Consider the following 20,814-nt stretch of genomic DNA (forward strand, 5'->3'; position numbering starts at 1 on the left):
GGTGACAGCGCCGTCACCGACCGGAGCGCGCTCCGGCCCGCCGAGAGGACCCCGCATGCCCAGACGCCTCGCCGCAGCCGTTCTCGCCGCCGCCGCGGGCGCCGCGACGCTCACCGCCAGTGCCGCGCAGGCCGCTCCCGAGCCGCTCCCGGTGCCGCTCCCGGCCCCGCTCCAGCCCGCCGCGCAGCAGGGCCGGGCGGAGGTCGACTTCACCGGCATCGTCGCGCTCAGCAACTGCTCGGGGTCGCTGGTGCGGGGGCCGCGGTCCCGCGACACCGACGCCGCGCTCGTCCTGACCAACGGCCACTGCCTGGAGTCGGGGATGCCGAAGGCCGGCGAGGTCGTCGTGGACCAGCCCTCGTCCCGCACGTTCCGCCTCCTCGACCGGACGGGCCGCGGCGACCTCGGCACCCTCACCGCGACCAGGGTCGAGTACGCCACGATGACCGACACCGACGTGACCGTCTACCGGCTGGACACCACCTACGCCGCGATCAAGAGCAGGTACGGCGTGTCCGCGCTGCGCCTGTCCACGGCCAGGCCGCACGACGGCACGGAGATCCGGGTCGTGTCCGGCTACTGGCGGAAGATCTACGGCTGCCGGATCGACGCCACCGTGTACCGCCTGCGCGAGGCCGGCTGGACGTGGCGGGACTCCCTCCGCTACACGCCGCAGTGCGAGACGATCCACGGCACGTCGGGCTCTCCGATCATCAGCACCAGGACCGGCCAGGTCGTCGGCGTCAACAACACCGGCAACGACGACGGCGAGCGCTGCACCCTCAACAACCCGTGCGAGGTCGCCCGCGACGGCGAGATCACCGTCCGCCACGGCACCCACTACGGGCAGCAGACGTACGGGCTCGCGCGCTGCCTCGGCGCCGGCAACGACGTCGTGCTGAGCAAGGCGTGCACCCTGCCCAAGCCGTGACGCCCGAACTCTGACGCCCAGACCGTGACGGAGCGGCCGGGGGGCGCTCACCCCTCGGCCAGCAGGCCCATCCGCAGCCGGTCGAGGGTGGCGCGCAGCAGCCGGGAGACGTGCATCTGCGACAGCCCGATCTGCTCGGCGATCTGCGTCTGGGTCTTGTTGCCGAAGAACCGCAGCAGCAGGATCGTGCGCTCCCGCTCGGGGAGGTCGTCGATGAGCGGGCCGAGGGCGTGGCCGTCGATGAAGGCCTCCAGCGCCGGGTCGTCGGAGCCGAGGTACTCGCCGACCGTGCCGTTCTCGCCGCTCGGCGACCCGTCCGCCGGCGCCTCCAGCGACAGCGGGCGGTAGGCGTCGCAGGCGATGATGACCTCGACGGTCTCCTCCTGGTCGATGCCCATGAGCTCGGCGATCTCGGCGGTGGTGGGGGAGCGGCCGTGCTCGCGGGTGAACTCCTGCACGCTGCGCTGCAGGACCGGCCGCAGCTCCTGGATGCGGCGCGACACCCGGATGCCCCACGTCTTGTCGCGGAAGTGGCGCTTCACCTCCCCGGTCACCACCGGGTAGGCGTAGGTGACGAAGCGGTCGCCGATCCCGGGGTCGAACCGGTTGATGGCCTTCACCAGCCCCAGGTAGGCGACCTGCTGGAGGTCGTCGAGCGGCTCGCCCCGGTTGGCGTACCGGCGCGCCACGCCGCGGACGAGCGGGGCGTGCATGTCGACGATGCGCGCCCGCAGCCGCTCCCTGTGCGGGTCGTCCTCCGCCAGCCGGTTCATCTCCGCGAGCAGGATCTCGGTCTGGCCGTCGTTGAACCGGGTGGACTGCGCCGACGTCATGCGGTGCTCTCCTTTGCGGACGCGGCCGGCGAGGGCGGAGGCTGTCGCTCGGTGCCGTCCCCCTACCCGCCAGAAATGCGATCACACGGATCCGCGGGGGCCGCGGGGATAGACGCACCCCACGCGGGTAACCGGGCGGTGAGGCAGGAGGTGGAGCCGTGAGCACGATCACCGAGTCGGTCATCGTCACCGTCCCGATCCGCACCGCCTACGACCAGTGGACGCGGTTCCAGGCGTTCCCCCGCTTCATGGACGGCGTGGAGGAGATCCGCCGGCTCGGCGACACGACCCTGCGCTGGACGACCCGGAACGGCCCGACGCTCGCCGGCGTGGTGACGTTCCACCGCCTGGACGAGACCACCACCCGCGTCACCGCGCAGCTGGAGCTCGACCCCGAGGGCCTCGCGGGGAGGGCCGGCGACCGGACCGGCGCGCTGACGCACCGGGTGCGGGGCGACCTGCGCCGCTTCAAGACCCTCATCGAGTCGCGCGGCGCGGGGAGCGGTCCGGCGGTCGGCGCCGCACGCGCCGACCGTCTCGAACCCTGATCGCCGCTAGGATGGGGAGGCCCCGGGCGGCGTACCGGGGAGACGGCGGTGGGGCCCGCCGTGCCCGGTCCGGGCGAACCGCGGAGCACGACCGCCGACGGTCCCTACCGGTGAACGCTGTCGCTACTGGTAGGAGCACGCCATGCCCTCCCCTCCCGTGAACCCCGATGTCGATCTGCACGACCCGCGGCAGCGGGCCGAACTGCCCCGGGCGCCGTGGGCGACGCTCGGCGCGATCTCGGCGGGCGGCGTGCTCGGCGCGCTGGCCCGGCACGGGCTGAGCACCGCGTTCCCGAGCGGGCCGGGGGAGTTCCCGTGGGGGGTCTTCTGGGTCAACGTCTCGGGCTGCCTGCTGATCGGCGTGCTGATGGTGCTGATCACCGAGGTGCGTCCGGCGCATCCGCTGGTCCGGCCGTTCCTCGGGGTGGGGGTGCTCGGCGGCTTCACCACGTTCTCGACCTACGCCGTCGACGTCCAGCGGGCGGTGGAGCACGGCGCGCCGCGCGTCGGGCTGGCCTACCTCGCGCTGACGCTGGCCGCCGCGCTCGCCGCCGTCCTCGCGGGAGTGCGGCTGACGAGGGCGCTCACCCGCCGCCGGGCACCGGAGGACGCCGCGTGACGCTCCTGCTGATCGCGCTGGGCGCCGCGGCCGGCGCCCCGCTGCGCTACCTGACCGACCGGGCGGTGCAGGCCCGGCACGACTCGGTGTTCCCCTGGGGGACGTTCACCGTCAACGTGGCGGGGTCGTTCATCCTCGGCCTGCTCGCGGCACTCCCAGTGGACGGCGGTGTGATGGCGTTCGCCGGGACGGGTTTCTGCGGCGCCCTGAGCACGTACTCGACGTTCGGCTACGAGACGCTGCGGCTGGCCGAGACCGGAGCCCGCTCCTACGCGCTGCTCAACGCGGCGGCCAGCATCGCCGCGGGCCTCGGCGCCGCCTACTGCGGCATGGTCGTCGCGCAGGCGCTCCCCGGGACGTGAATCCGCCCCGGCGGACGAGTTCGCCGGGGCGGAATCGGGGGAGAACGCTGGTGCGGCCCAGGCTCGCAGTTCGGGGCACTTGGCTCCGAGCCGACGAGTGGGCCGCGACGTGACTCTGCCCCGCGGGCCGTGACCGTAAACCGGAAGGTGTCTGAAGTGTCACGCGGAGGGCAGTACGGCATGCCGCGCGGGGCATGGTCGCGGCCGTGCCGGGCATGGGCGGGAGCGCTCCGGGTAGCAGGTCGCCATGGCGAGCTCAGGGCGGCGGATGCGGGTCCTCGTGGCCGGGTGGCCGAGCTTCCTGCACGGTGAGGCCACGGCGGGCGACGTGCTGGCGATGGAGGCGGTGCGGCAGGGGCTGGCCGCGGCCGGCGTGGAGTGCGATCTGGCGTGGAGCCCCGTCTTCCGTCCGGGCGGCCTCGGCCTCGACCAGGCCGATCCCGCCGCCTACACGCATGTGGTGTTCGCCTGCGGGCCGCTGCGCGGGCGGCAGGTCGAGGAGCTGCACCGCCGCTTCGCGCGCTGCGTCCGCGTCACCGTCGGCGTCTCGGTCGTCGATCCGGACGACCCCGCGGTCACCGGGTTCGACGCCGTCCTGCCGCGCGACACGCCGGCGGCGGCGCCGCGGCACGACCTGGCGGCGCTGCCGGAGAGCCCGTCGGTGCCCGTCGTCGGGGTCGTCCTCGCGCCGGGCCAGCGGGAGTACGGGCCGCGGCGGCTGCACGGCCGCGTCGACCGGGAGCTCGCGGGCTGGCTCGCCGCGCGCGAGTGCGCGCGGCTGCCGCTGGACACGCGCCTCGATCCGCGCGACTGGCGCATGTTCGGCACGGCCGCCGAGTTCGAGTCGGTGCTGCGCAGGCTCGACCTGGTGGTGACGACCCGGCTGCACGGCCTCGTCCTGGCGCTGAAGAACGGGGTCCCCGCGGTGGCCGTGGACCCGGTCGCGGGCGGCGCGAAGGTGACCGCGCAGGCACGGGCCTGGTCATGGCCCGCGGTGCTCACGATCCCCGAGCCGGCGGCCGGGCCGGGCGGGGCGGCGGAGCCGCTGCTGGACGCGGCGGAGCTGGACCGGTGGTGGGCCTGGGCGCTGTCGCCGGAGGGGGCCGGGCGGGCGGCGGCGGTCCCGGCGGACGGGAGCATGATCGGCGAGCTGCTGGACGTCCTCGGCGCGCGTTAAGGACCGGATATTTCGGGCAGTTTCTGCATTTCAGACGCAGGAAGGAGCGTCCGCCATGCGGCATGAGGAGTTCATCGGACAGGTCCAGCACCGCGCCCACCTCTCCGGGCACGGCGAGGCCGAGCGGGCGACACGGGCCGTCCTGGAGACCCTCGGCGAACGGATACCCGAGGGCCTCGCCGACAACCTCGCGGCGCAGCTGCCGCACGAGATCGGCGAGCATCTGCGCCGGACGGAGGTCTACGGCGGCGCGGGAAGCGGCGAGCGGTTCGACCGGCACGACTTCATCGAGCGGATCGCGGTCCGCTCCGGCGCCGACGAGCCACGCTCGGCCTACCTGGCCCGCGTCGTGCTGGAGGTGACCGACGAGGCGACCGAGGGGGCGGTGGCGGAGAAGGTGCGGCACAGCCTCCCCGCGGACCTCCGGGACCTGGTGGCGGCCGGCCACAACGGCTGAACGCCGGCCCCGGCCCGCGAGACGGCCGCGGGGGAGCCGGCTCCCCCGCGGCCGTCTCGCGCGCGGCCGGTCAGGCGGGGCGGGCGATGAGCAGTTCCCGGCCGAACCACTCGATGGTGCCGCGCAGCCCCTCCTCGACCGTGATCTTCGGATGCCAGCCGAGCTCCTTCTCCGCGAGGGCCGTGTCGGGGCGCCGGACGCGCGGGTCGTCCTGCGGCCGGTCGATGAACCGGATCCGGGACGCCGAGCCCGTGAGGTCGATGACGTGCCGGGCGAGGTCGGCCATCGACACCTCGTACGGGCTGCCGATGTTCACCGGCCCCGGGTGGCCGGACAGCGCGAGGGCGAGGATGCCGCGGACGGTGTCGTCCACATGGCAGATCGAGCGGGTCTGCGAGCCGTCCCCGGTGACGGTGAGGTCCTCGCCGGTCAGCGCCTGCCGCAGGAACGTCGGGACGGCGCGGCCGTCGTCGGGGCGCATCCGCGGCCCGTAGGTGTTGAAGATCCGCACGATCGCGGCGTCGAGGCCGCGGGCGTGCCGGAACGCCGAGGTCAGCGCCTCGCCGAACCGCTTGGCCTCGTCGTACACGCTGCGCGGGCCGACCGGGTTCACGTTGCCCCAGTACGTCTCGGGCTGCGGGTGCACCAGCGGGTCCCCGTACACCTCCGAGGTGGAGGCGAGGACGAACCGGGCGCCCTTGGCCTCGGCGAGGTCCAGCGCGTTGCGGGTGCCCTGGCTGCCGACCTCCAGAGTCTGGATCGGGAACCGCAGGTAGTCGGCCGGCGAGGCGGCCGAGGCGAGGTGGAAGACGTAGCCGACCTCGCCGGGGACCCGCACCGGCTCGGTGAGGTCGCGTTTCAGGAACCGGAAGTCCCGCCGGCGGGCGAGGTGCGCGATGTTGCGGAAGGTCCCGGTGAGCAGGTTGTCCATGCACACCACCGAGATCCCCTCGGCGAGGAGCGCCTCGCACAGGTGCGAGCCGAGGAAGCCGGACCCCCCGGTGACGACGGCGCGTGGATGTCTCATCATTGCCTCCTCATCCGTTGACGTGCTCATCCGTTGACGTGCTGATCGGTCGGCGTGCTCACCGGCCCGCGCGGGCGAGCACCGCCCCCGCGGCCTCGACGGCCTGGTCCGCGGAGATCTCCAGCAGCCCCGGGCAGGGCTCGCGCCCGTGCGGGTCGCCGCGGCGGCCCGCCCACAGGACGCGGTGCTCGGCGCGGTCGGGCGGCCCCCACCGGCCGGGCGGCGTCGGGCCGAACAGCAGCACCGACGGCGTGCGGAAGGCGGTCGCGAGGTGCGCGACGCCGGTGTCGCCGCACACCACCAGCCGGGCGCCCGCGACGAGCGCGGCCAGCTCCGGCAGGGACGTGCGGCCGGACAGGTCGGCGGCCGGGTCCAGCCCGGCGAGCGCGGCCACCCGGCGCGCGAGCGCCGTCTCGCCGGGCCCGCCGGTGACGACGACGCGCTCGCCGCGGTCCCGCAGCGCCGCCGCGACCGCCGCGAACCGCTCGGCGGGCCAGCGGCGCGCCGCGAACGCGGCGCCGGGGTGGACGACGGCGGCGCCCGGCGCGGGCGACGCCGCGTCCGGGGCCGGCAGGTCCAGGTCGCGCGGATCGGCGCCGAACCCGTACCAGGCTGTGAGCCGGCACCAGCGCGCCACCTCGTGCTCGGCGGAGTCCCACGCCGGCCCGTCGTCGTGCGGCGCGGCCGGGCAGGCGAACGCCAGCAGCCGGCCGGGCTTCAAGGCCGCGAGGAGCCGGTGGCTCTGCGGCCCCGACCCGTGCAGGTTGACGGCGACGTCCACCGGGCCGGCGGCGCGGAGCGGGGCGTCCAGGCCGTCCGCCGGGAGGACGTCGTCGACCGCGCCGGTCGCGCGGGCCAGCGGGCCGAGCGCCGCCGGCGCGGCGAGCGCGATCCGGGCGTCCGGCAGCCCGCGCCGCAGCGCCCGCAGCGCGGGCACGGCGGTGAGCAGGTCGCCGAGCCCGAGGGCGCGCAGCACCAGCGCGCGGCTGGGCGTCACGGCCACGACGGCTCTTCCGAGGGGCAGACGACGAGCTCCCGCACCTCGCACCCGGCCGGCTGCGCGAGCGCGAACGCGATCGCCTCCGCGACGTTCTCGGGCCGGTTCAGCTTGGCGTCCGCGCCCGGCCGGTACTGGGCGGGGCGGCCGTCGAAGAACGCGGTGTCCATCCCGCCCGGCACGATCATCGTGACGCCGACCCGCCCGGCCATCTCGGCGGCGAGCGCCCGGGTGAACCCGACGACCCCGAACTTGGACGCGCAGTACGCGGTGGCGTCGCCCAGCGCCCGGAACCCGAGCGTGGACGCGACCGTGACGATCCGCCCGTGCGGCTCGTTCTCCAGGTAGGGGAGCGCGGCGCGGACGACGGCGGCGGTGCCGAGCAGGTTCACCTGCACGACCCGCTCCCAGTCCTCGGCGGGGACCTCGCACAGCCCGCCGCACGCGTCGATGCCGGCGGCGGTCACGACGGCGTTCAGCCCGCCGGCGGCGCGCGCCAGCCCGTGCACGGCGCGCTCGGCGCACCGCCGGTCGGCGAGGTCGGCCTGCATGTGCTCGAAGCCGAAGTCGTCCTTCGGCGGGTGCCGGTCGAGGATCAGGGGGCGTCCGCCGCCGTCGGCGACCCTGCGCGCGACGGCCGCGCCGAGTCCGGAGGAGCCACCGGTGATGAGGACGTTCATGACGCGGTTCCCTTCTTGGTGGACAGCAGGCGCGTGGTGGAGCGCCCTTCCAGCAGGGGCAGCAGGACGATCTCCCCGTTGTGGGCCCGGACCGTCTCGGCCTCGGGCAGCGTGGTCCCGGCGTAGTCGGCGCCCTTCACCCACACGTCGGGGCGCAGCCGCTCCAGCAGCGGCGCCGGGGTGTCGTCGTCGAACACCACCGCGGCGTCGACGTCGCTGAGCGCCTCCAGCACCCGGACCCGGTCGGCGGCCGGCGTCACCGGCCGCGACGGCCCCTTGCGGCGCCGGACGGACGCATCGGAGTTGACGCAGACGATCAGGCAGTCGCCGAGCCGCCGCGCCTGCTGGAGCAGGCTGACGTGCCCGGCGTGCAGCAGGTCGAAGCAGCCGCCGGTCGCCACCACCGTCCCGCCCGCGCGCCGCGTCCGCTCGACGATGTCCCAGGCGTCCTCGCCGCGCTCGGGCACGAGCCGGGCGGTGCCGGTCTCGGCGAGCTGCGCCGACAGGGCCGCCGCGGCCCCGGCCCGGACGAACTCCGACGCCCGGTTGACGCCCTCGGTGACGGCGGCGGTGAGCGCCGCGCCGTCGGCGAGCGCGCCGACCGCCCCGGCGGCGAAGCTGTCGCCCGCGCCGCACGAGTCGCCCCGCGCCGGCCGGGCGGGCGCGAGGAACGGCGGCGCCTCGGACCCGTCGCACAGCAGCGCGCCCTCCGCGCCGAGCGTGACGGCGACGCCCTCGATGCCCCAGGCGCGGCCGAGGTGGCGGCCGCGCCGGCCGGCCGCCGACAGCCCGAACCCGGTGATGTCGGCGCCGTCCGCGGCGGCCAGCCGCGCGGCCTCCTGCTCGTTCGGGGTGAGCAGCCGGACGACGCCGGGGACCGGCGGCTCCCCGCGCGGGTGCGGGTCCCAGACGACCGGGACGCCCGCCGGCAGCGCGCCGAGCAGCGAGCGGACGGCGCGGTGCCGGGTCACGCCGCGGCCGTAGTCGGAGACCAGCACGGCGCCGGCCCCCGCGATCGCGTCGGTGACGCGCGGACCGACGGGCCCGTCCAGGGCCTGCCCTTCCCCGGCGTCCAGGCGCGCCACCGACTGCCCTCCGGAACGGATGCGCAGCTTGCAGGGCGTCCCGCCGTGCAGGTGGAACGCGGCGACCTCCAGGTGCCGCTCCAGCATCGCGCGCAGCCGCCGCCCCGGCTCGTCGTCGGCGAGCGCGGTGACGAGCACCACCTCCCGCCCGGCCGCGGCCGCGAGCAGCGCGGCGAGGCCCGCGCCGCCGGGGCGGGGCAGCTCCTCGGCGCCCTCCACGACGGGGACGGGCGCGTCCGGGCACAGCCGGCTGCTGGTGCCGACGATGTCGATGTCGAGCAGGACGTCGCCGACCACCACGAGCGGCGCGGTCATGGCGTCTCCCTCCGCTCAGGCACGGCTCACTCCGAGCGCCTCGTCCACCACCCCGCAGAGCAAGTGCACCGCCGCGAGGTGGATCTCCTGGACGGTCGAGGTGGTCCCGGCCTCCACGGTGACCGCGTCGTCGCACGCCGCCGCGAGCGGGTTCGGGCCGGGCCCGGTGACCGCCCACGCCGCCATGCCGAGCCGCCGGGCGCGGTGCGCCGCCGCGATCACGTTGGGGCTGCGGCCGCTGGTCGACAGGCATACCAGCACGTCGCCGGGCCGGCCGTGCGCCTGCACCTGCCGCTCGAAGACGTTCACCGGGCCGTAGTCGTTGCCGATCGCGGTGACCGAGGAGGTGTCGCCGTGCAGCGGGATCGCCGACAGCGGGCACCGCTCGTTCTCGAACCGGCCGACGAGCTCGGCGGTCAGGTGCTGCGCCTCGGCGGCGCTGCCGCCGTTGCCGCAGGCCAGCAGCCGCCCGCCGCCGCCCAGCACGCGGGCGAGGCGGCGCCCCCACCCTTCGAGGACGGGCACCTGGTCGCGGAACAGCAGCGCCGCCTCGGCGAGCGCCTCCAGCCGCCGGTCGTGGACGGTGGAGGTGCGCGTCCCGAACCCCGGCTGCGCGGTCACGCGGCCACCTCCGTCAGCGCGGCGGCGTGCCGGTACACCTCGGCGGTGTCGGCGGCGACGCGCGCCCAGGAGTAGCGGGCGCGGGCCCGGTCGCCCGCCGCGAAGCCCATCGCGGCGCGCCGGGCCGGGTCGTCCAGCAGCGCCCGGACCGCGGCGGCCGCCGCCTCCGGGTCGCGCGGCGGGACGAGCGTGCCGGTGACGCCGTCCACGACCGTGTCGAGGTGCCCGCCGACGGCGCTCGCCACCACGGGGACGCCGCAGGCCATCGCCTCCAGCGGCACCATCCCGAACGGCTCGTACCAGGGGAGCGCGGCCACCAGGTCCGCCGACCGCAGCAGCGGCGGCACCTCCGCGCGGCCGAGCCGGCCGAGGAACTCCACCCGGTCGGCGACGCCGGCGTCCCGCGCGACGCTCCGCAGCCGCCGCACCTCGGGGTCGCCGTCCAGGCCGCCGCGGGGCGGCCCGCCGGCGACGGCCAGCACGGTTCGGGGCAGGTGGGCGAGCGCGCGGATGGCCGTGTCGACGCCCTTGCGCTCGACGAGCCGGGACAGCACCACGACGCGGTGCGGGCCGGCGTCGTCGCCGCCGGGGCCGCCGGGGGTGAACAGACCCAGGTCGACCCCGCACGGCACCACCCGGACCCGGTCGCGGGGCACGCCCATCGCGGCCAGCTCGGCGACCTCGTCGGAGCAGGTGGCGATGACGGCCTCGGCGGCGCGCCCGACCGCGCGCTCCAGCCGGACGCGGGAGGCGGGGCTGGTGTCCGCGGCGCCCTGGTGGCGGCGCTTGACGGCGCCGAGCGCGTGGTAGGTCTGCACGACCGGCACGCGCCGCGCCCCCGGCGCCTGCGCGGCCTGCACCGCGGCGAGGCCGCTCATCCAGAAGTGGGCGTGCGCGACGTCGGGCGGGTCGGCGGCCCAGCGCCGCTCCAGGTACGTCCCGAAGTCGCGCATCCACGGCAGCAGCTCGTCCTTGGCGATGCGCTCGGGCGGCCCCGCCGGGACGTGCTCGACGGCGACGCCGGGCGCGAGCCGCACCCGGTCCGGCGGGGCGGGGGCGTCGCGCCGCGTGTAGACGGTGACGTAGTGCCCCTGGCGGCCGAGCTCGGCCGCCAGTTCCGCGACGAACACGTTCTGCCCGCCGCCGTCCGCCCCGCCGAGGCCGCCGTCGGCGGCGAGCGGGCTGGCGTGCTCGGAGATCATGGCTATTCTCATCGCGTTACCTCCTGGAGAGTTCGCCGCCAGTCGCGCAGGAAGCGCGCCAGGCCGTACCTCTCGGCGGCGTGGGCCCGCGCCTCCTTGCCCATCTGGCGGGCGCGCGGCGGGTCGGCGGCCAGGGTCCGCGCGGCGTCCGCAAGGGCGGCGACCCGCGTGGACAGCACCCCGGCCTCGGGCGGCACCGCCTCGACCGCCTCGGTGGTGGCGAGCGCCACCACCGGCAGGCCGAGCATCATGGCCTCGATGAGGGCGAGGCCGAGCGAGGTCCACCGGTAGGGGTGGACGTAGACGCGCCGGCGGGCGAGCTCCGCGTGCATCCTCGCCTGCGGCAGGTCCTCGAAGGTCCACAGCGACTCCGGGGGGATGCCGAGGCGCTCGGGGGCGCCGGCGACGTTCATGCCGAACAGGTCGAGGGGGACGGCCGCCGCGAGCTCGGGCAGCAGGTCGGTGCCCGCGACGCGGCCGCGGCGCAGCGGGTCGTTGATGACGACGCCGGCGCGGGGCATGTCGGCGGTGTACCGGTAGCCGGGGTCGACGACGCCGTGCTCGATGACCAGGACCGGGGCCCGGCCGCAGTTCCAGAACAGCCGGTTGAAGTGGGTGACGTGCACGACGGGGATGTCGGCGCGGTCGTGCAGGAAGTGCCGGCTGTCGGGCACGACCTCCTCGGGGAGCCCCGCGTCGGAGGGCGTCCGGCGCGGGGTGTCGTGCTCGACGTAGACGGCGGGGACGTCGCGTCCGGGGCGCCGGCCGAGCCATTCCTCCGCCAGTCGCAGCTCGTGGGGGCGCTGCAGCACGACGGCGTCGACGTCCTCGTGGCGGAGCCGCTCGGGCGTCACCTCCACCGCCCGGTCGGGCCAGGTGAAGGTGTCGGGCCGCCCCCGGCCGTCCGGCCCGCGGCCGGGGAGGACGGGGACGAGCGTGGTCTGCGGTCCGTGCACGAACGACGTCGCCCACGAGCCGTGCACGTGCCACATCAGGACTCTCATCGGGCGGGCGCCTCCTCCACGGTCGCGACGACCTCCACGGCGGCGGCGACCTCGTCGGCGGTGACGGTCGACAGGCAGGGGTGCCCGTCGACCGGGCATTCGCGGGCGCGGCTGTCCCTGCACGGCGCCCGCTGGTCGCCGAGCAGCGCCAGCGGGACCCCGAACGGCGCCCACCGGGCGGCGGGCACGGTCGGCGCGAAAAGCGACACGACCGGCGTCCCGACGGCCGCCGCGAGATGCGCGGGGCCGGTGTTGCCGGCGACGACGGCGCACGCGCCCGCGAGCACCGACGCCAGTTCCGGCAGCGACGTGCGGCCGCCGAGGTCCAGGCCGTCCTCGCCGGCGACGAGCGCGGTCAGCTCCTTCTCGTCGCCGTGGCCGGTGACGACGACCCGGCGGCCGGAGGCGCGCAGCAGCCGCACCGCCTCGGCGCAGCGCTTCGGCGGCCAGGCGCGCGCGGGCACGGACGTGCCGGGGTGCACCACCACGTAGCCGGGGCCGCCGGTGAGGTGGTCGGTGTCGGGCAGCGGCCCGCGGACCCGCAGCCGGGTGTCGGCCGGGGACGGGAACCCGGCGTCCTCGGCGAGCGCCAGCATCCGCAGCGGCTCGGGGACGTCGGTGTCGGGCCGGTGCCGCAGGTCCAGCAGCGACCCCGGGTAGTCCTCGCTGATGCCGCCGATCCAGGGCGTCCCGGCGAGCCGCAGCAGCAGCGCCAGCGGCAGCGGCGACTGGTGGAAGGAGGTGAGGACCAGCGCCCGGTCGAAGCCGCGCAGCTCCCGGACGATCCGGTCGATCTCCGCCCGTTTCACCGGCACCCGGTCGGGGTCGATCCAGGGGGCGCACCATTCGATGACGCGGTCGACGCCGGGCAGCATGTCGGCGGCGGCGCGGCCGCGCGGGCCGCACAGCAGCACGACCTCGTCGGCGCGGGCGGCGACCGCCCGCACGGCGGGCCCGGCGAGCAGCACGTCGCCGAGGTTGTCCTGGCGTGCCACGAGGACCCTCATCGGCGCCGCCTTCCGCCGAGGACCAGTTCGACGGCGGCGGCCAGCGTCGGCGCCGTCTCCGGCGCCCGCGCGATCTCGGCCGGCCGGGTCCGCCGGGTCGGGACGAGGATGCCGCGCGCCCCCGCGGCCGCGGCGGCCTCGACGTCGCCGCCGACGTCGCCGATGACGGCGCAGTCGGACGGCAGCATCCCGAGCCGCTCCGCGGCGCGCTCGATCATGCCGGGCTCGGGCTTGCGGCACTTGCAGCCGTCGCCGTCGTCGTGCGGGCAGAACTCCCACACGTCGATCCGGCCGAGCAGCTCCTCGACGCGGGCGTTGACGCGCCGCACGTCCCCGGCGCCGATGAGCCCCTTGGCGACGCCGGACTGGTTGGACACGACGCCGATCCGGACGCCGTGGTCGCGGAGCCGGTCCAGGGCGCGGCGCGCGCCCGGCACCGGCTCGACCCGCTCGGGGTCCCCGTTGTACGGGACGTCCCGGATCAGGGTGTCGTCGCGGTCGAACAGCACGGCCCGGGGGCCGCCCCAGCTCCGCGCCCGCCGGTGGACGGCCAGCCCGCGGACGCGGTGCAGGACGGCCGCGGGCGGGATGGCGGCGCTCGTGACGAGCATCGTCGCCACCTCTCCGGGAGTCTTGGGGCCCGGTTTGATCCGCTCATAGGCGAACCGCGCGGTCAGCACGGCCCAGGTGCCGGCCGCCGCGGCTGCGACGGCCGCGCCGCGCCGGTCGCGGGCCGCCGCGGCGGGCAGCGCCGCGAGCGCGAGCAGCCCGGCGGCGGTGGTGAGCGCGTGCCGGCCGAGCAGGCCCCGGCCCTCGCCGGCGCGGGCGCGCCAGCCGGGCCCGTGCACCCGCCACATCAGGACGTCGTCGGCGTTCCCGGCCTGCGCCCGCACCGACGCCCAGAACCCGGCCGGCCGGACGGGGTGGGTCACGCGCCGGTCGCCGAGGACGAGCCCGTGCCCGGCGTCCAGCGCGCGCAGCGCCAGGTCCGCGTCCTCGCGGTAGGCGCGGCGGAAGCGCTCGTCGAAGCCGCCCAGCTCGGCGAGGACGCCGCGCCGGTAGGCCATGTCGGCGGTGATCCAGTCGGCACTGGCGAGCCCGGCGGTACCGCGCTCCCAGTCGGTCGGGGCCCGGCCGTCCGGGGCCGGCACGGTGACCCGGCCCTGCGACCCGCCGACCGAGGGCGGCAGGTCCGCGAGGTCGGCGGCCAGCCGGGCGGGCCAGTCCGGCGCGGGCACGACGTCGTCGTCCAGGAACGCCACCCACTCGGTCGCGGCGGCGCGCCAGCCGGCGTTGCGGGCGGCGGCGGGCCCGCGGCCCCCCGAGCGCAGCACCCGCACCGGCGGGCCGGGCTCGGCGGGCAGCGGCAGCGGCGCGCCGGGCGCGGGCCGGTCGTCCACGACGATGATCTCGTGCGGGCCCCGCTCCGGGCCGCCGTCCAGCGCGGCGAGCAGCGCCCGCAGCGTGCCGCGCAGGCTCTCCCGTCCGACGGTGGGGACGACGACGGTGTAGTCCATCAACCGCGCACCTCCCGGCGGCGCACCGTGAACGGCCCGATGGCGAGCAGGTCGACCGGCGCGGAGCCGAAGCACTCCAGCGCGTCGCGCGGGTCGTCGACCATCGGGCGCCCGGCGGTGTTCAGGCTGGTGTTGACGAGCACGGGCAGCCCGGTCCGGCGGCGGAACTCCGCGAGGAGGCGCGCCACGAGCGGCTCGGCGTCGGCCGAGACCGTCTGGACGCGGGCGGTGCCGTCCACGTGCACGACCGCGGGGATCCGCTCCCGCCATTCCGGCCGGACGCCGTGGACGAACAGCATGTACGGGCTCGGGAGCGGGCCCTGGAAGACCTCGGGGGCGTCCTCCAGCGCGACCATCGGCGCGATCGGCCGGAACTGCTCGCGACCCTTGACGTCGTTGAGCCGCTCCACGTTCCCGGCGTGGCCGGGGTGGGCGAGCAGCGACCGGTGCCCGAGCGCGCGCGGCCCGAACTCCGAGCGGCCCTGGAACCAGGCCACGATCTCGTTGCGGGCGAGGGCCTCGGCGACCGTGGCGGCGAGGTCCGCGGGCCGCTCGTAGGCGATCTTCGCGGTGTCGAGGCGCGCGGCGATCTCCCGGTCGCTCCACCGTCGGCCGAGGTCGGCGCCCGGCATGCCGGTGAGCGGGTCTCCGGCGCCCTGGGCCACGTGCAGCGCGGCGCCGAGCGCCGTGCCGGCGTCGCCCGCCGCGGGCTGCACCCAGAGGTCGTCGTAGGGGCCGGCGCCGGCGAGGCGGGAGTTGGCGACGCAGTTGAGCGCGACGCCGCCGGCGAGCATCAGCCGCCGGGAGCCGGTCTCGCCGTGCAGCCACGCCGCGAGGTCGAGCAGCACCTCCTCGAGGCGGGCCTGGACGCTCGCGGCGAGGTCGGCGTGGTCGCGGGTCCACTCGCCGCCGGCCGTGCGCGCCTTGGCGAGCGAGCCCCAGTCGATCGCGGCGACCTCGAAGCCGCCGTCGCCGGTCGCGCGGACGTGCTCGCGCAGCTCGTCCAGGAAGCGCGGCTCGCCGTAGGACGCCAGTGCCATGACCTTGTACTCGTCGCTGGAGCGCAGGAAGCCGAGGTGCTCGGTGAGGTCCTCGTACATCAGGCCGAGCGAGTGGGGGAGCCGCTGCGCGTGCAGCGGCGTCAGGACGCCGTCCCGGTAGGTGCCGGCCAGGTGCGAGTGCGACTCGCCCCGGCCGTCCAGGACCAGCACGTCGCCGTCGCCGGGCGCCGGCGCGGCGAGCGCGGCGGACGCGGCGTGCGCGACGTGGTGGGGGACGAACCGGACGATGCCGGGGTCGAGCCCGGGCAGCGCCGTCGCGAGGAAGTTCGGGGCGCGCCGCGCGTACAGGGTGCGCAGCCGCTCCCACTGCTCGTCGTGCCCGCCGAGGCCGGGTTCGACCAGGGACGGGTCGTAGGAGTAGGCGACGGCGTCGAGGTCGCCGGGTTCCAGCCCGGCCTCCGCCAGGCACCAGCGGGCGGCCTGCTCCGGCAGCTCCCAGCCGGAGAACGGCACGGGCCGCTTCCCGTGCTTGCGGCGGCTGAAGCGCTCCTCCTCCGCCGCCGCGACGATCCTGCCGTCCGCCACCAGTGCGGCGGCCGGGTCGTGGAAGATCGCGTTGATTCCGAGCACGCGCATATGAGCCCCGTTTCGGCGCATCATTCGGTGAGGTGCCGATGACGTCGTCATAGACATCGGCTCTGGGCGGTCTCTGGCCGCATCGCCGGAGAGCGAATCCCCTATAGGTGATTCGGCATAGCCGATAACAGGGGACCTAAACGCTGAAGTCAGGAAAGTCGCTGGTGGTCGAAGTGCCAGCTAGGGACGTATTCCGTGCACATAGAGGGGGAGAGGCCGGGTACTTGGCGGTTCATGCGATTCACCGTCGTCGTCATCACCCGGGACCGGCGGCAGTCGCTGCTCGCCATGCTCGCGCGCACGCGGAGGATCACCGAGGACGCGCCGGTCATCGTGGTGGACAACGACTCCCGGGACGGGACGGCCGACGCCGTCGCGGCGGAGTTCCCCCGGGTCGCGCTCCTGCGGGCACCAGGCAATCTCGGCGCCGTCGGCCGCAACCTCGCGGCCGACCACGTCCGCACCCCCTACATCGCGTTCGCCGACGACGACACCTGGTGGGACCCGGACGCGCCGTCCCGCGCCGCCGACCTGCTCGACGCGCACCGGCGCCTCGCGGTCGTGACCGGGCGGATCCTGGTGGAGCCCGGCGGGCGCGAGGACCCGATCGTGCCCGAGCTGCGGCACTCGCCCGTCCCCGGTCCGGCGTGGCTGCCCGGGCCCGCCCTCGGCTCGTTCCTGGCCGGCGCCTCGATGCTGCGGACCGAGGCGTTCCGGGAGGCCGGCGGGTTCTCCGCGCGGCTGTGGCTCGGCGGCGAGGAGGAACTGCTCAGCGCCGACCTCATGGCCCTCGGCTGGCAGCTGTGCTACGCCGAGGACGTCGTCGTCCACCACGAGCCGTCCCCGCTCCGCGAGCCGCACCTGCGGCGCAGGCACGGCATCCGCAACACGCTGTGGTTCACCTGGCTGCGGCGGCCGCTCCCGGCCGCCGCCCGCCGCACCGCCCGGCTGCTGCGCACGCTGCCGCGCGACCGCGTCACCGCCCGGGCGCTCGCCGAGGCCGCCGCCGGGCTCGGCTGGGTGGCCCGCGAGCGCCGGACGCTGCCGCCGGACGTCGAGGACCGGCTGCGCAGCCTGGAGACGTCCCAGCGCGAGTCCACGGCCCGCCGCTACGTGAGCTGAAGGGAGCACCCATGCCCGATGTCACGATCGTGGTGGCGACCCGCGACCGCGCCGCCGAGCTGCGCCGCAGCCTCCGCCACCACACCGCGCCGGTCATCGTGGCCGACAACGCCTCCGCCGACGGCACCGCCGCCGTCGCCCGGGAGGCCGGCGCCACCGTCCTGCGGCTGCCCCGCAACCGGGGCGCCGCCGCTCGCAACGCCGGCGCCGAGCGCGCCGGCACCCGCTACGTCGCCTTCGCCGACGACGACTCCTGGTGGGCGCCGGGCGCGCTGGAGCGGGCCGTGGAGATCCTCGACGCGCACCCGCGCACGGCGCTGCTGGCCGCCCGCGTCCTCGTCGGGCCGCAGCAGCGGCTCGAACCGGTCTCCGCGCAGATGGCCGAGGCGCCGCTCGGCCGCCCGGCGGGGCTCCCCGGCCCGGCCGTCCTCGGCTTCCTCGCCTGCTCGGCGGTCGTGCGCCGGGACGCGTTCCTCGACGCCGGCGGCTTCTCCGACGTCCTGCACTTCGCGGGGGAGGAGGAGCTGCTCGCGCTCGACCTCGCCACCGCCGGGTGGGGCCTCGCCTACGTGCCCGAGCTCGTCGTGCACCACCACCCGTCCCGGACGGGCCGCGACCCGGCCGCGCGGCGCCGCCGGGAGGTCCGCAACCGGCTGCTCACCGCGTGGCTGCGCCGCCCGCTCCGCACGGTCGCCCGGACGGCCGCGTCCGCGCTCGCCAGCCGGGACGGGCGGGCCGGCCTCGCCGCCGCCGCCCGCGTGCTGCCCTCCGTCGCCCGCGCCCGCCGCCCCGTGCCGCCCGCCGTCGAGGCCGCCCGGGCGCGGCTCGCCGGGTACTGAGCGGCGGTCAGGCGCGCGCGGCGGCCCGGGCGCGGGCCAGCGACAGCGCGCACACGGCGCCCGCGAGGGTCGCGGCGGCGAGCGCCCATCCGGTGCCGTACTCGGCGTGCCGGGTGGAGCCGCTCGACTCCGCCAGGCCGAGGAACAGCGTGCCGGCCGTGGCGATGCCGATCACCTGCGCCAGCTGCATCAGGGTGAGCAGCAGCCCGCTGGCGTCGGAGGCGTCCTCCGCCGGGACGTGCTGGAGCGCGGTCGTCATGATGATCGGCATCACGCCGAGGCCGAACCCGATGACGACGGTGAGCGCCTCGTAGCCCGCGCCGCCGCCCGCCAGCGGGCCGACGCACAGGTAGCCCGCCGCCGCGACCGCGAATCCGGCCGGGATCACCCGGCGGTGCCAGCGCGGCGGCAGCCGCCGCCAGTTGAGCCCGACGAGCGCGAACGCCGTCACGCACGGGACGAACGCCAGCCCCGACTCCAGCGGCGACATCCGCAGGTCCCCTTGCAGGTGCAGGGTCGTGGTGAACAGGAACGCCGCCCAGCTGCCCGGCCCGAACATGATCGCGACGCAGGCCGGCACGAGCAGCGGCGCGCGCAGCACCCGCGCCGGGATCAGCGGCCGGCCGCCGGCCGCGCCCGTGCGGCGCTCGACCGCGACGAACGCGGCCAGCAGCACCGGGCTCGCGGCCAGCGACGCCCAGCCCCACACCGGCCAGCCCAGCTCGTGGCCCATGATCAGCGGGACGACGAACAGCAGCACCGCGGCGGCGAGGGTCACCAGCCCCGGCAGGTCCAATTGCCCGCGCGTCCCCGCGCCGCCGGGCCGCGCCTCGTCGCGGGGCAGCACGCGCGGCCCGGCGAGCAGCAGCGCCACCCCGATCGGCACGTTGACCAGGAAGACGCCCCGCCAGCCGGTGCCGAACAGGTCGGCGCTGACCAGCAGGCCCCCGGCCGCCTGCCCGACCACGACGCCGCCCGCGATCACGGCGGAGTAGTAGCCGAGCGCGCGGGCCCGCGCGGCGCCGCTGAAGTTCCGCTGGATCATCGACATCACCTGCGGCGTCAGCAGCGCGGCGGTGGCGCCCTGCAGGAACCGGAACGCCACGAGCCACCCGGTGGACGGCGCCAGCCCGCACGCCAGCGACGCGGCCGTGAACCCGGCGAGGCCGAGCTGGAACATGCGGCGGTGGCCGCCGAGCGCGCCGACCCGCGCGCCGGTGATGAGGAGGACGGCGTAGGAGACGATGAACCCGGCGACGACGAGCTGAAGCCCCGCCCCGGAGGCGTGCAGTTCCGTGCGCATCGTCGGGAGAGCGACGTTGACGATGCTCGCGTCGAGGATCCCCATGAACTGGCCGAGCAGGATGACGGCGAGCAGCGCGCCGCCGGATCCGGTCCGCGACCCCCGTTCGGGAACAACTCCCCGCAGATCGGTTGTCTGTGTCATGTGTGCAAGCGTGGGCCCGTGCCGGTACCGGTAACGAGAGCCTGCCGATACTGGTACTGACAGCACCTGGAACGGGCCGCGCGCCGGAGGCAGTCTGGGGGACGTGACGATGACGAGCACGGAGACGACGGCCCGCGGGCCCGCCGCCCCCGCACGCGGCCGGGCGCGGCCGCGCCGACGCACCGAGCTGGCGGCGTTCCTGCGCAGCCGGCGGGCGCGAATCACGCCGGAGGACGTGGGCATGCCGCCCGGCCCCCGGCGCCGCACCCCCGGCCTGCGCCGCGAGGAGGTCGCGCAGCTCGCCGGGGTCGGCGTGACCTGGTACACGTGGCTGGAGCAGGGCCGCCCCATCAACGCGAGCACGCAGGTGCTGGACGCGGTGGCCCGCACGCTGCGCCTCGACGGCGCGGAGCGCGAGCACCTGTACCGGCTCGCCGACGTCCCCGAGGCCGGGGCGGAGGAGGACGCCGACGCCCTGCCCGAGGACGTCCAGGCGATCCTGGACGCCCTGTCGCCCATGCCCGCCTCGGTCGCCAACGGCCGCTGCGACATCCTCGCCTGGAACGACGCCTACGCGGCGATCTTCCCGGCCGTCGTGACCGCGCGGCCGTGCGAGCGGAACACGATGTGGCTGTCGTTCACGCTGCCGCCGTGCTGCAACCCGGTCGCGAACGTGGCGGAGACGGCGCCCGGGCTGGTCGCGACGTTCCGGCACCGCTACAGCCGCCACCTCGACGAGCCCGGCTGGAAGGAGCTGGTCCGGCGGCTGCAGGGGGTCAGCCCGGAGTTCGCGCGGCTGTGGGCCTCCCACGACGTCGCCCTGGCGCACTCGGCCCTGAAGGTGTTCCGGCACCGCGCCGTCGCCGGGGAGATCAGGACCCGCACCACCGCCATGGAGCTCAGCGCCGCGCCCGGTGCGCGGCTGGTCGCCTACACGCCGACCGACGAGGAGAGCCGGGAGCGGATCGGCTGGCTGCTCGCCCACCCGGAGGCCGCCGAGCACGGGCACTGACCGCGCCGGAGCGGGCCGGGCGCCGGTCAGGACCGGGCGCGCCGGGCGATCACCACGAGGTCGATCGCGGCGATGACGGCGACGGCCGCGCAGATCCCGGCGGCGGCCCAGTCCCCGTCGCCGTCGGCCTGCGCCCCGAGCGCGAACAGGATCGCGGCGGCGACCGCGATGACCAGCGCGATGCCGGACAGGATCGCCCGCAGCCGCAGCGGGCTGCGCGCGTTCAGCGGCTCGCTGCCGCGCGGCTGCTCGTGCGGGTAGGGCCCGTGCGACCCGGGCCCGCGCCATTCGGGGCCGTACGGCTCGTACTCGTCCCGGCCGGGCTCCTCCTCGGGCTCCTCCCCGGGGTCCCGCCGTTCGGGGGTGCCCACGGCG

Annotated in this window: 22 protein-coding genes; 9 read left to right on the top strand and 13 right to left on the bottom strand. The window is 76.6% G+C overall.

Annotation, left to right across the window (positions count from 1 at the left end):
- The first annotated feature begins 55 nt into the window (after positions 1–55).
- Positions 56–931, top strand: a complete 876-nt coding sequence (locus ACGFI1_RS34590) for a S1 family peptidase (RefSeq protein WP_392791469.1) — start codon at positions 56–58, stop codon at positions 929–931.
- 47 nt (positions 932–978) lie between these two features.
- Here ACGFI1_RS34590 and ACGFI1_RS34595 read toward each other — a convergent pair whose 3' ends face one another.
- Positions 979–1,764 carry a SigB/SigF/SigG family RNA polymerase sigma factor gene (locus ACGFI1_RS34595; RefSeq protein WP_138641348.1) on the bottom strand — a complete coding sequence of 262 codons (786 nt, stop codon included), beginning with the start codon at positions 1,762–1,764 and terminating at the stop codon, positions 979–981.
- Positions 1,765–1,922: 158 nt separating this feature from the next.
- On the opposite strand from ACGFI1_RS34595, the gene ACGFI1_RS34600 reads away from it, so the two are divergent.
- The 5 genes from ACGFI1_RS34600 to ACGFI1_RS34620 all read left to right on the top strand — a co-directional run bounded on the left by ACGFI1_RS34600 (position 1,923) and on the right by ACGFI1_RS34620 (position 4,927).
- Positions 1,923–2,312 carry an SRPBCC family protein gene (locus ACGFI1_RS34600; protein ID WP_392791472.1) on the top strand — a complete coding sequence of 130 codons (390 nt, stop codon included), beginning with the start codon at positions 1,923–1,925 and terminating at the stop codon, positions 2,310–2,312.
- Between the two features lie 142 nt (positions 2,313–2,454).
- Positions 2,455–2,931, top strand: coding sequence for a fluoride efflux transporter FluC (locus ACGFI1_RS34605; protein WP_392791475.1), 477 nt, complete (start codon positions 2,455–2,457; stop codon positions 2,929–2,931).
- A complete protein-coding gene (gene crcB / locus ACGFI1_RS34610) occupies positions 2,928–3,293 on the top strand; it encodes a fluoride efflux transporter CrcB (protein WP_138639049.1) in 366 nt (121 codons plus the stop codon). The genes ACGFI1_RS34605 and crcB overlap by 4 nt, the downstream gene beginning before the upstream one ends.
- 247 nt (positions 3,294–3,540) lie before the next feature.
- Positions 3,541–4,470, top strand: coding sequence for a polysaccharide pyruvyl transferase family protein (locus ACGFI1_RS34615; protein ID WP_392791477.1), 930 nt, complete (start codon positions 3,541–3,543; stop codon positions 4,468–4,470).
- Positions 4,471–4,525: 55 nt separating this feature from the next.
- Complete coding sequence (locus ACGFI1_RS34620) at positions 4,526–4,927, top strand: DUF2267 domain-containing protein (RefSeq protein WP_386866079.1); 402 nt, start codon at positions 4,526–4,528, stop codon at positions 4,925–4,927.
- 70 nt (positions 4,928–4,997) lie between these two features.
- On the opposite strand, the gene ACGFI1_RS34625 is transcribed toward ACGFI1_RS34620, so the two are convergent.
- Genes ACGFI1_RS34625 through ACGFI1_RS34670 form a run of 10 tightly spaced genes read right to left on the bottom strand, consistent with a single transcriptional unit; the run spans position 4,998 to position 16,019 of the window.
- Positions 4,998–5,954, bottom strand: a complete 957-nt coding sequence (locus ACGFI1_RS34625) for a UDP-glucuronic acid decarboxylase family protein (protein WP_386866077.1) — start codon at positions 5,952–5,954, stop codon at positions 4,998–5,000.
- A 58-nt stretch (positions 5,955–6,012) separates the two neighbouring features.
- The gene (locus ACGFI1_RS34630; protein WP_392791479.1) at positions 6,013–6,957 is read right to left on the bottom strand and encodes a glycosyltransferase family 9 protein; all 945 of its coding nucleotides are present in this window, start codon (positions 6,955–6,957) and stop codon (positions 6,013–6,015) included.
- On the bottom strand, positions 6,948–7,631 hold the full coding sequence (locus ACGFI1_RS34635) for an SDR family oxidoreductase (protein ID WP_392738219.1): 684 nt from the start codon (positions 7,629–7,631) through the stop codon (positions 6,948–6,950). The genes ACGFI1_RS34630 and ACGFI1_RS34635 overlap by 10 nt, the downstream gene beginning before the upstream one ends.
- On the bottom strand, positions 7,628–9,031 hold the full coding sequence (locus tag ACGFI1_RS34640) for a PfkB family carbohydrate kinase (RefSeq protein WP_138639045.1): 1,404 nt from the start codon (positions 9,029–9,031) through the stop codon (positions 7,628–7,630). The genes ACGFI1_RS34635 and ACGFI1_RS34640 overlap by 4 nt, the downstream gene beginning before the upstream one ends.
- A 15-nt stretch (positions 9,032–9,046) precedes the next feature.
- Positions 9,047–9,598, bottom strand: coding sequence for a D-sedoheptulose-7-phosphate isomerase (locus ACGFI1_RS34645; RefSeq protein WP_392738415.1), 552 nt, complete (start codon positions 9,596–9,598; stop codon positions 9,047–9,049).
- Between the two features lie 50 nt (positions 9,599–9,648).
- Positions 9,649–10,866 (bottom strand): glycosyltransferase, encoded by a 1,218-nt coding sequence (locus tag ACGFI1_RS34650; protein ID WP_392791482.1) that lies wholly within the window; start codon positions 10,864–10,866, stop codon positions 9,649–9,651.
- Complete coding sequence (locus ACGFI1_RS34655; protein ID WP_364554746.1) at positions 10,863–11,858, bottom strand: glycosyltransferase family 4 protein; 996 nt, start codon at positions 11,856–11,858, stop codon at positions 10,863–10,865. The genes ACGFI1_RS34650 and ACGFI1_RS34655 overlap by 4 nt, the downstream gene beginning before the upstream one ends.
- Positions 11,855–12,865, bottom strand: a complete 1,011-nt coding sequence (locus ACGFI1_RS34660) for a glycosyltransferase family 9 protein (RefSeq protein WP_138639042.1) — start codon at positions 12,863–12,865, stop codon at positions 11,855–11,857. The genes ACGFI1_RS34655 and ACGFI1_RS34660 overlap by 4 nt, the downstream gene beginning before the upstream one ends.
- Positions 12,862–14,382 carry an HAD-IIIA family hydrolase gene (locus ACGFI1_RS34665; protein ID WP_392791484.1) on the bottom strand — a complete coding sequence of 507 codons (1,521 nt, stop codon included), beginning with the start codon at positions 14,380–14,382 and terminating at the stop codon, positions 12,862–12,864. Before ACGFI1_RS34665 ends, ACGFI1_RS34660 begins: the two co-directional genes overlap by 4 nt.
- Positions 14,382–16,019: a carbamoyltransferase family protein gene (locus ACGFI1_RS34670; RefSeq protein ID WP_392791486.1), complete on the bottom strand. Its 1,638-nt coding sequence runs from the start codon at positions 16,017–16,019 to the stop codon at positions 14,382–14,384. Before ACGFI1_RS34670 ends, ACGFI1_RS34665 begins: the two co-directional genes overlap by 1 nt.
- A gap of 234 nt (positions 16,020–16,253) precedes the next feature.
- Between ACGFI1_RS34670 and ACGFI1_RS34675 the strand changes: the two genes are divergently transcribed.
- Together ACGFI1_RS34675 and ACGFI1_RS34680 are read left to right on the top strand one after the other, a co-directional pair.
- The gene (locus ACGFI1_RS34675; protein ID WP_392738233.1) at positions 16,254–17,141 is read left to right on the top strand and encodes a glycosyltransferase family 2 protein; all 888 of its coding nucleotides are present in this window, start codon (positions 16,254–16,256) and stop codon (positions 17,139–17,141) included.
- Positions 17,142–17,152: 11 nt separating this feature from the next.
- Complete coding sequence (locus tag ACGFI1_RS34680) at positions 17,153–17,980, top strand: glycosyltransferase family 2 protein (protein ID WP_386866064.1); 828 nt, start codon at positions 17,153–17,155, stop codon at positions 17,978–17,980.
- A 7-nt stretch (positions 17,981–17,987) separates the two neighbouring features.
- Here ACGFI1_RS34680 and ACGFI1_RS34685 read toward each other — a convergent pair whose 3' ends face one another.
- A complete protein-coding gene (locus ACGFI1_RS34685) occupies positions 17,988–19,427 on the bottom strand; it encodes an MFS transporter (protein WP_392791488.1) in 1,440 nt (479 codons plus the stop codon).
- A 109-nt stretch (positions 19,428–19,536) separates the two neighbouring features.
- Between ACGFI1_RS34685 and ACGFI1_RS34690 the strand changes: the two genes are divergently transcribed.
- Entirely contained in the window at positions 19,537–20,439 is a 903-nt protein-coding gene (locus tag ACGFI1_RS34690) for a helix-turn-helix transcriptional regulator (RefSeq protein WP_138637061.1), read from the top strand.
- 26 nt (positions 20,440–20,465) lie between these two features.
- On the opposite strand, the gene ACGFI1_RS34695 is transcribed toward ACGFI1_RS34690, so the two are convergent.
- Positions 20,466–20,810: a DUF6343 family protein gene (locus tag ACGFI1_RS34695; RefSeq protein WP_392791491.1), complete on the bottom strand. Its 345-nt coding sequence runs from the start codon at positions 20,808–20,810 to the stop codon at positions 20,466–20,468.
- Between the last annotated feature and the right edge of the window lie 4 nt (positions 20,811–20,814).

It is taken from the genome of Actinomadura geliboluensis (assembly GCF_043197915.1).
GTDB lineage: Bacteria > Actinomycetota > Actinomycetes > Streptosporangiales > Streptosporangiaceae > Spirillospora > Spirillospora geliboluensis.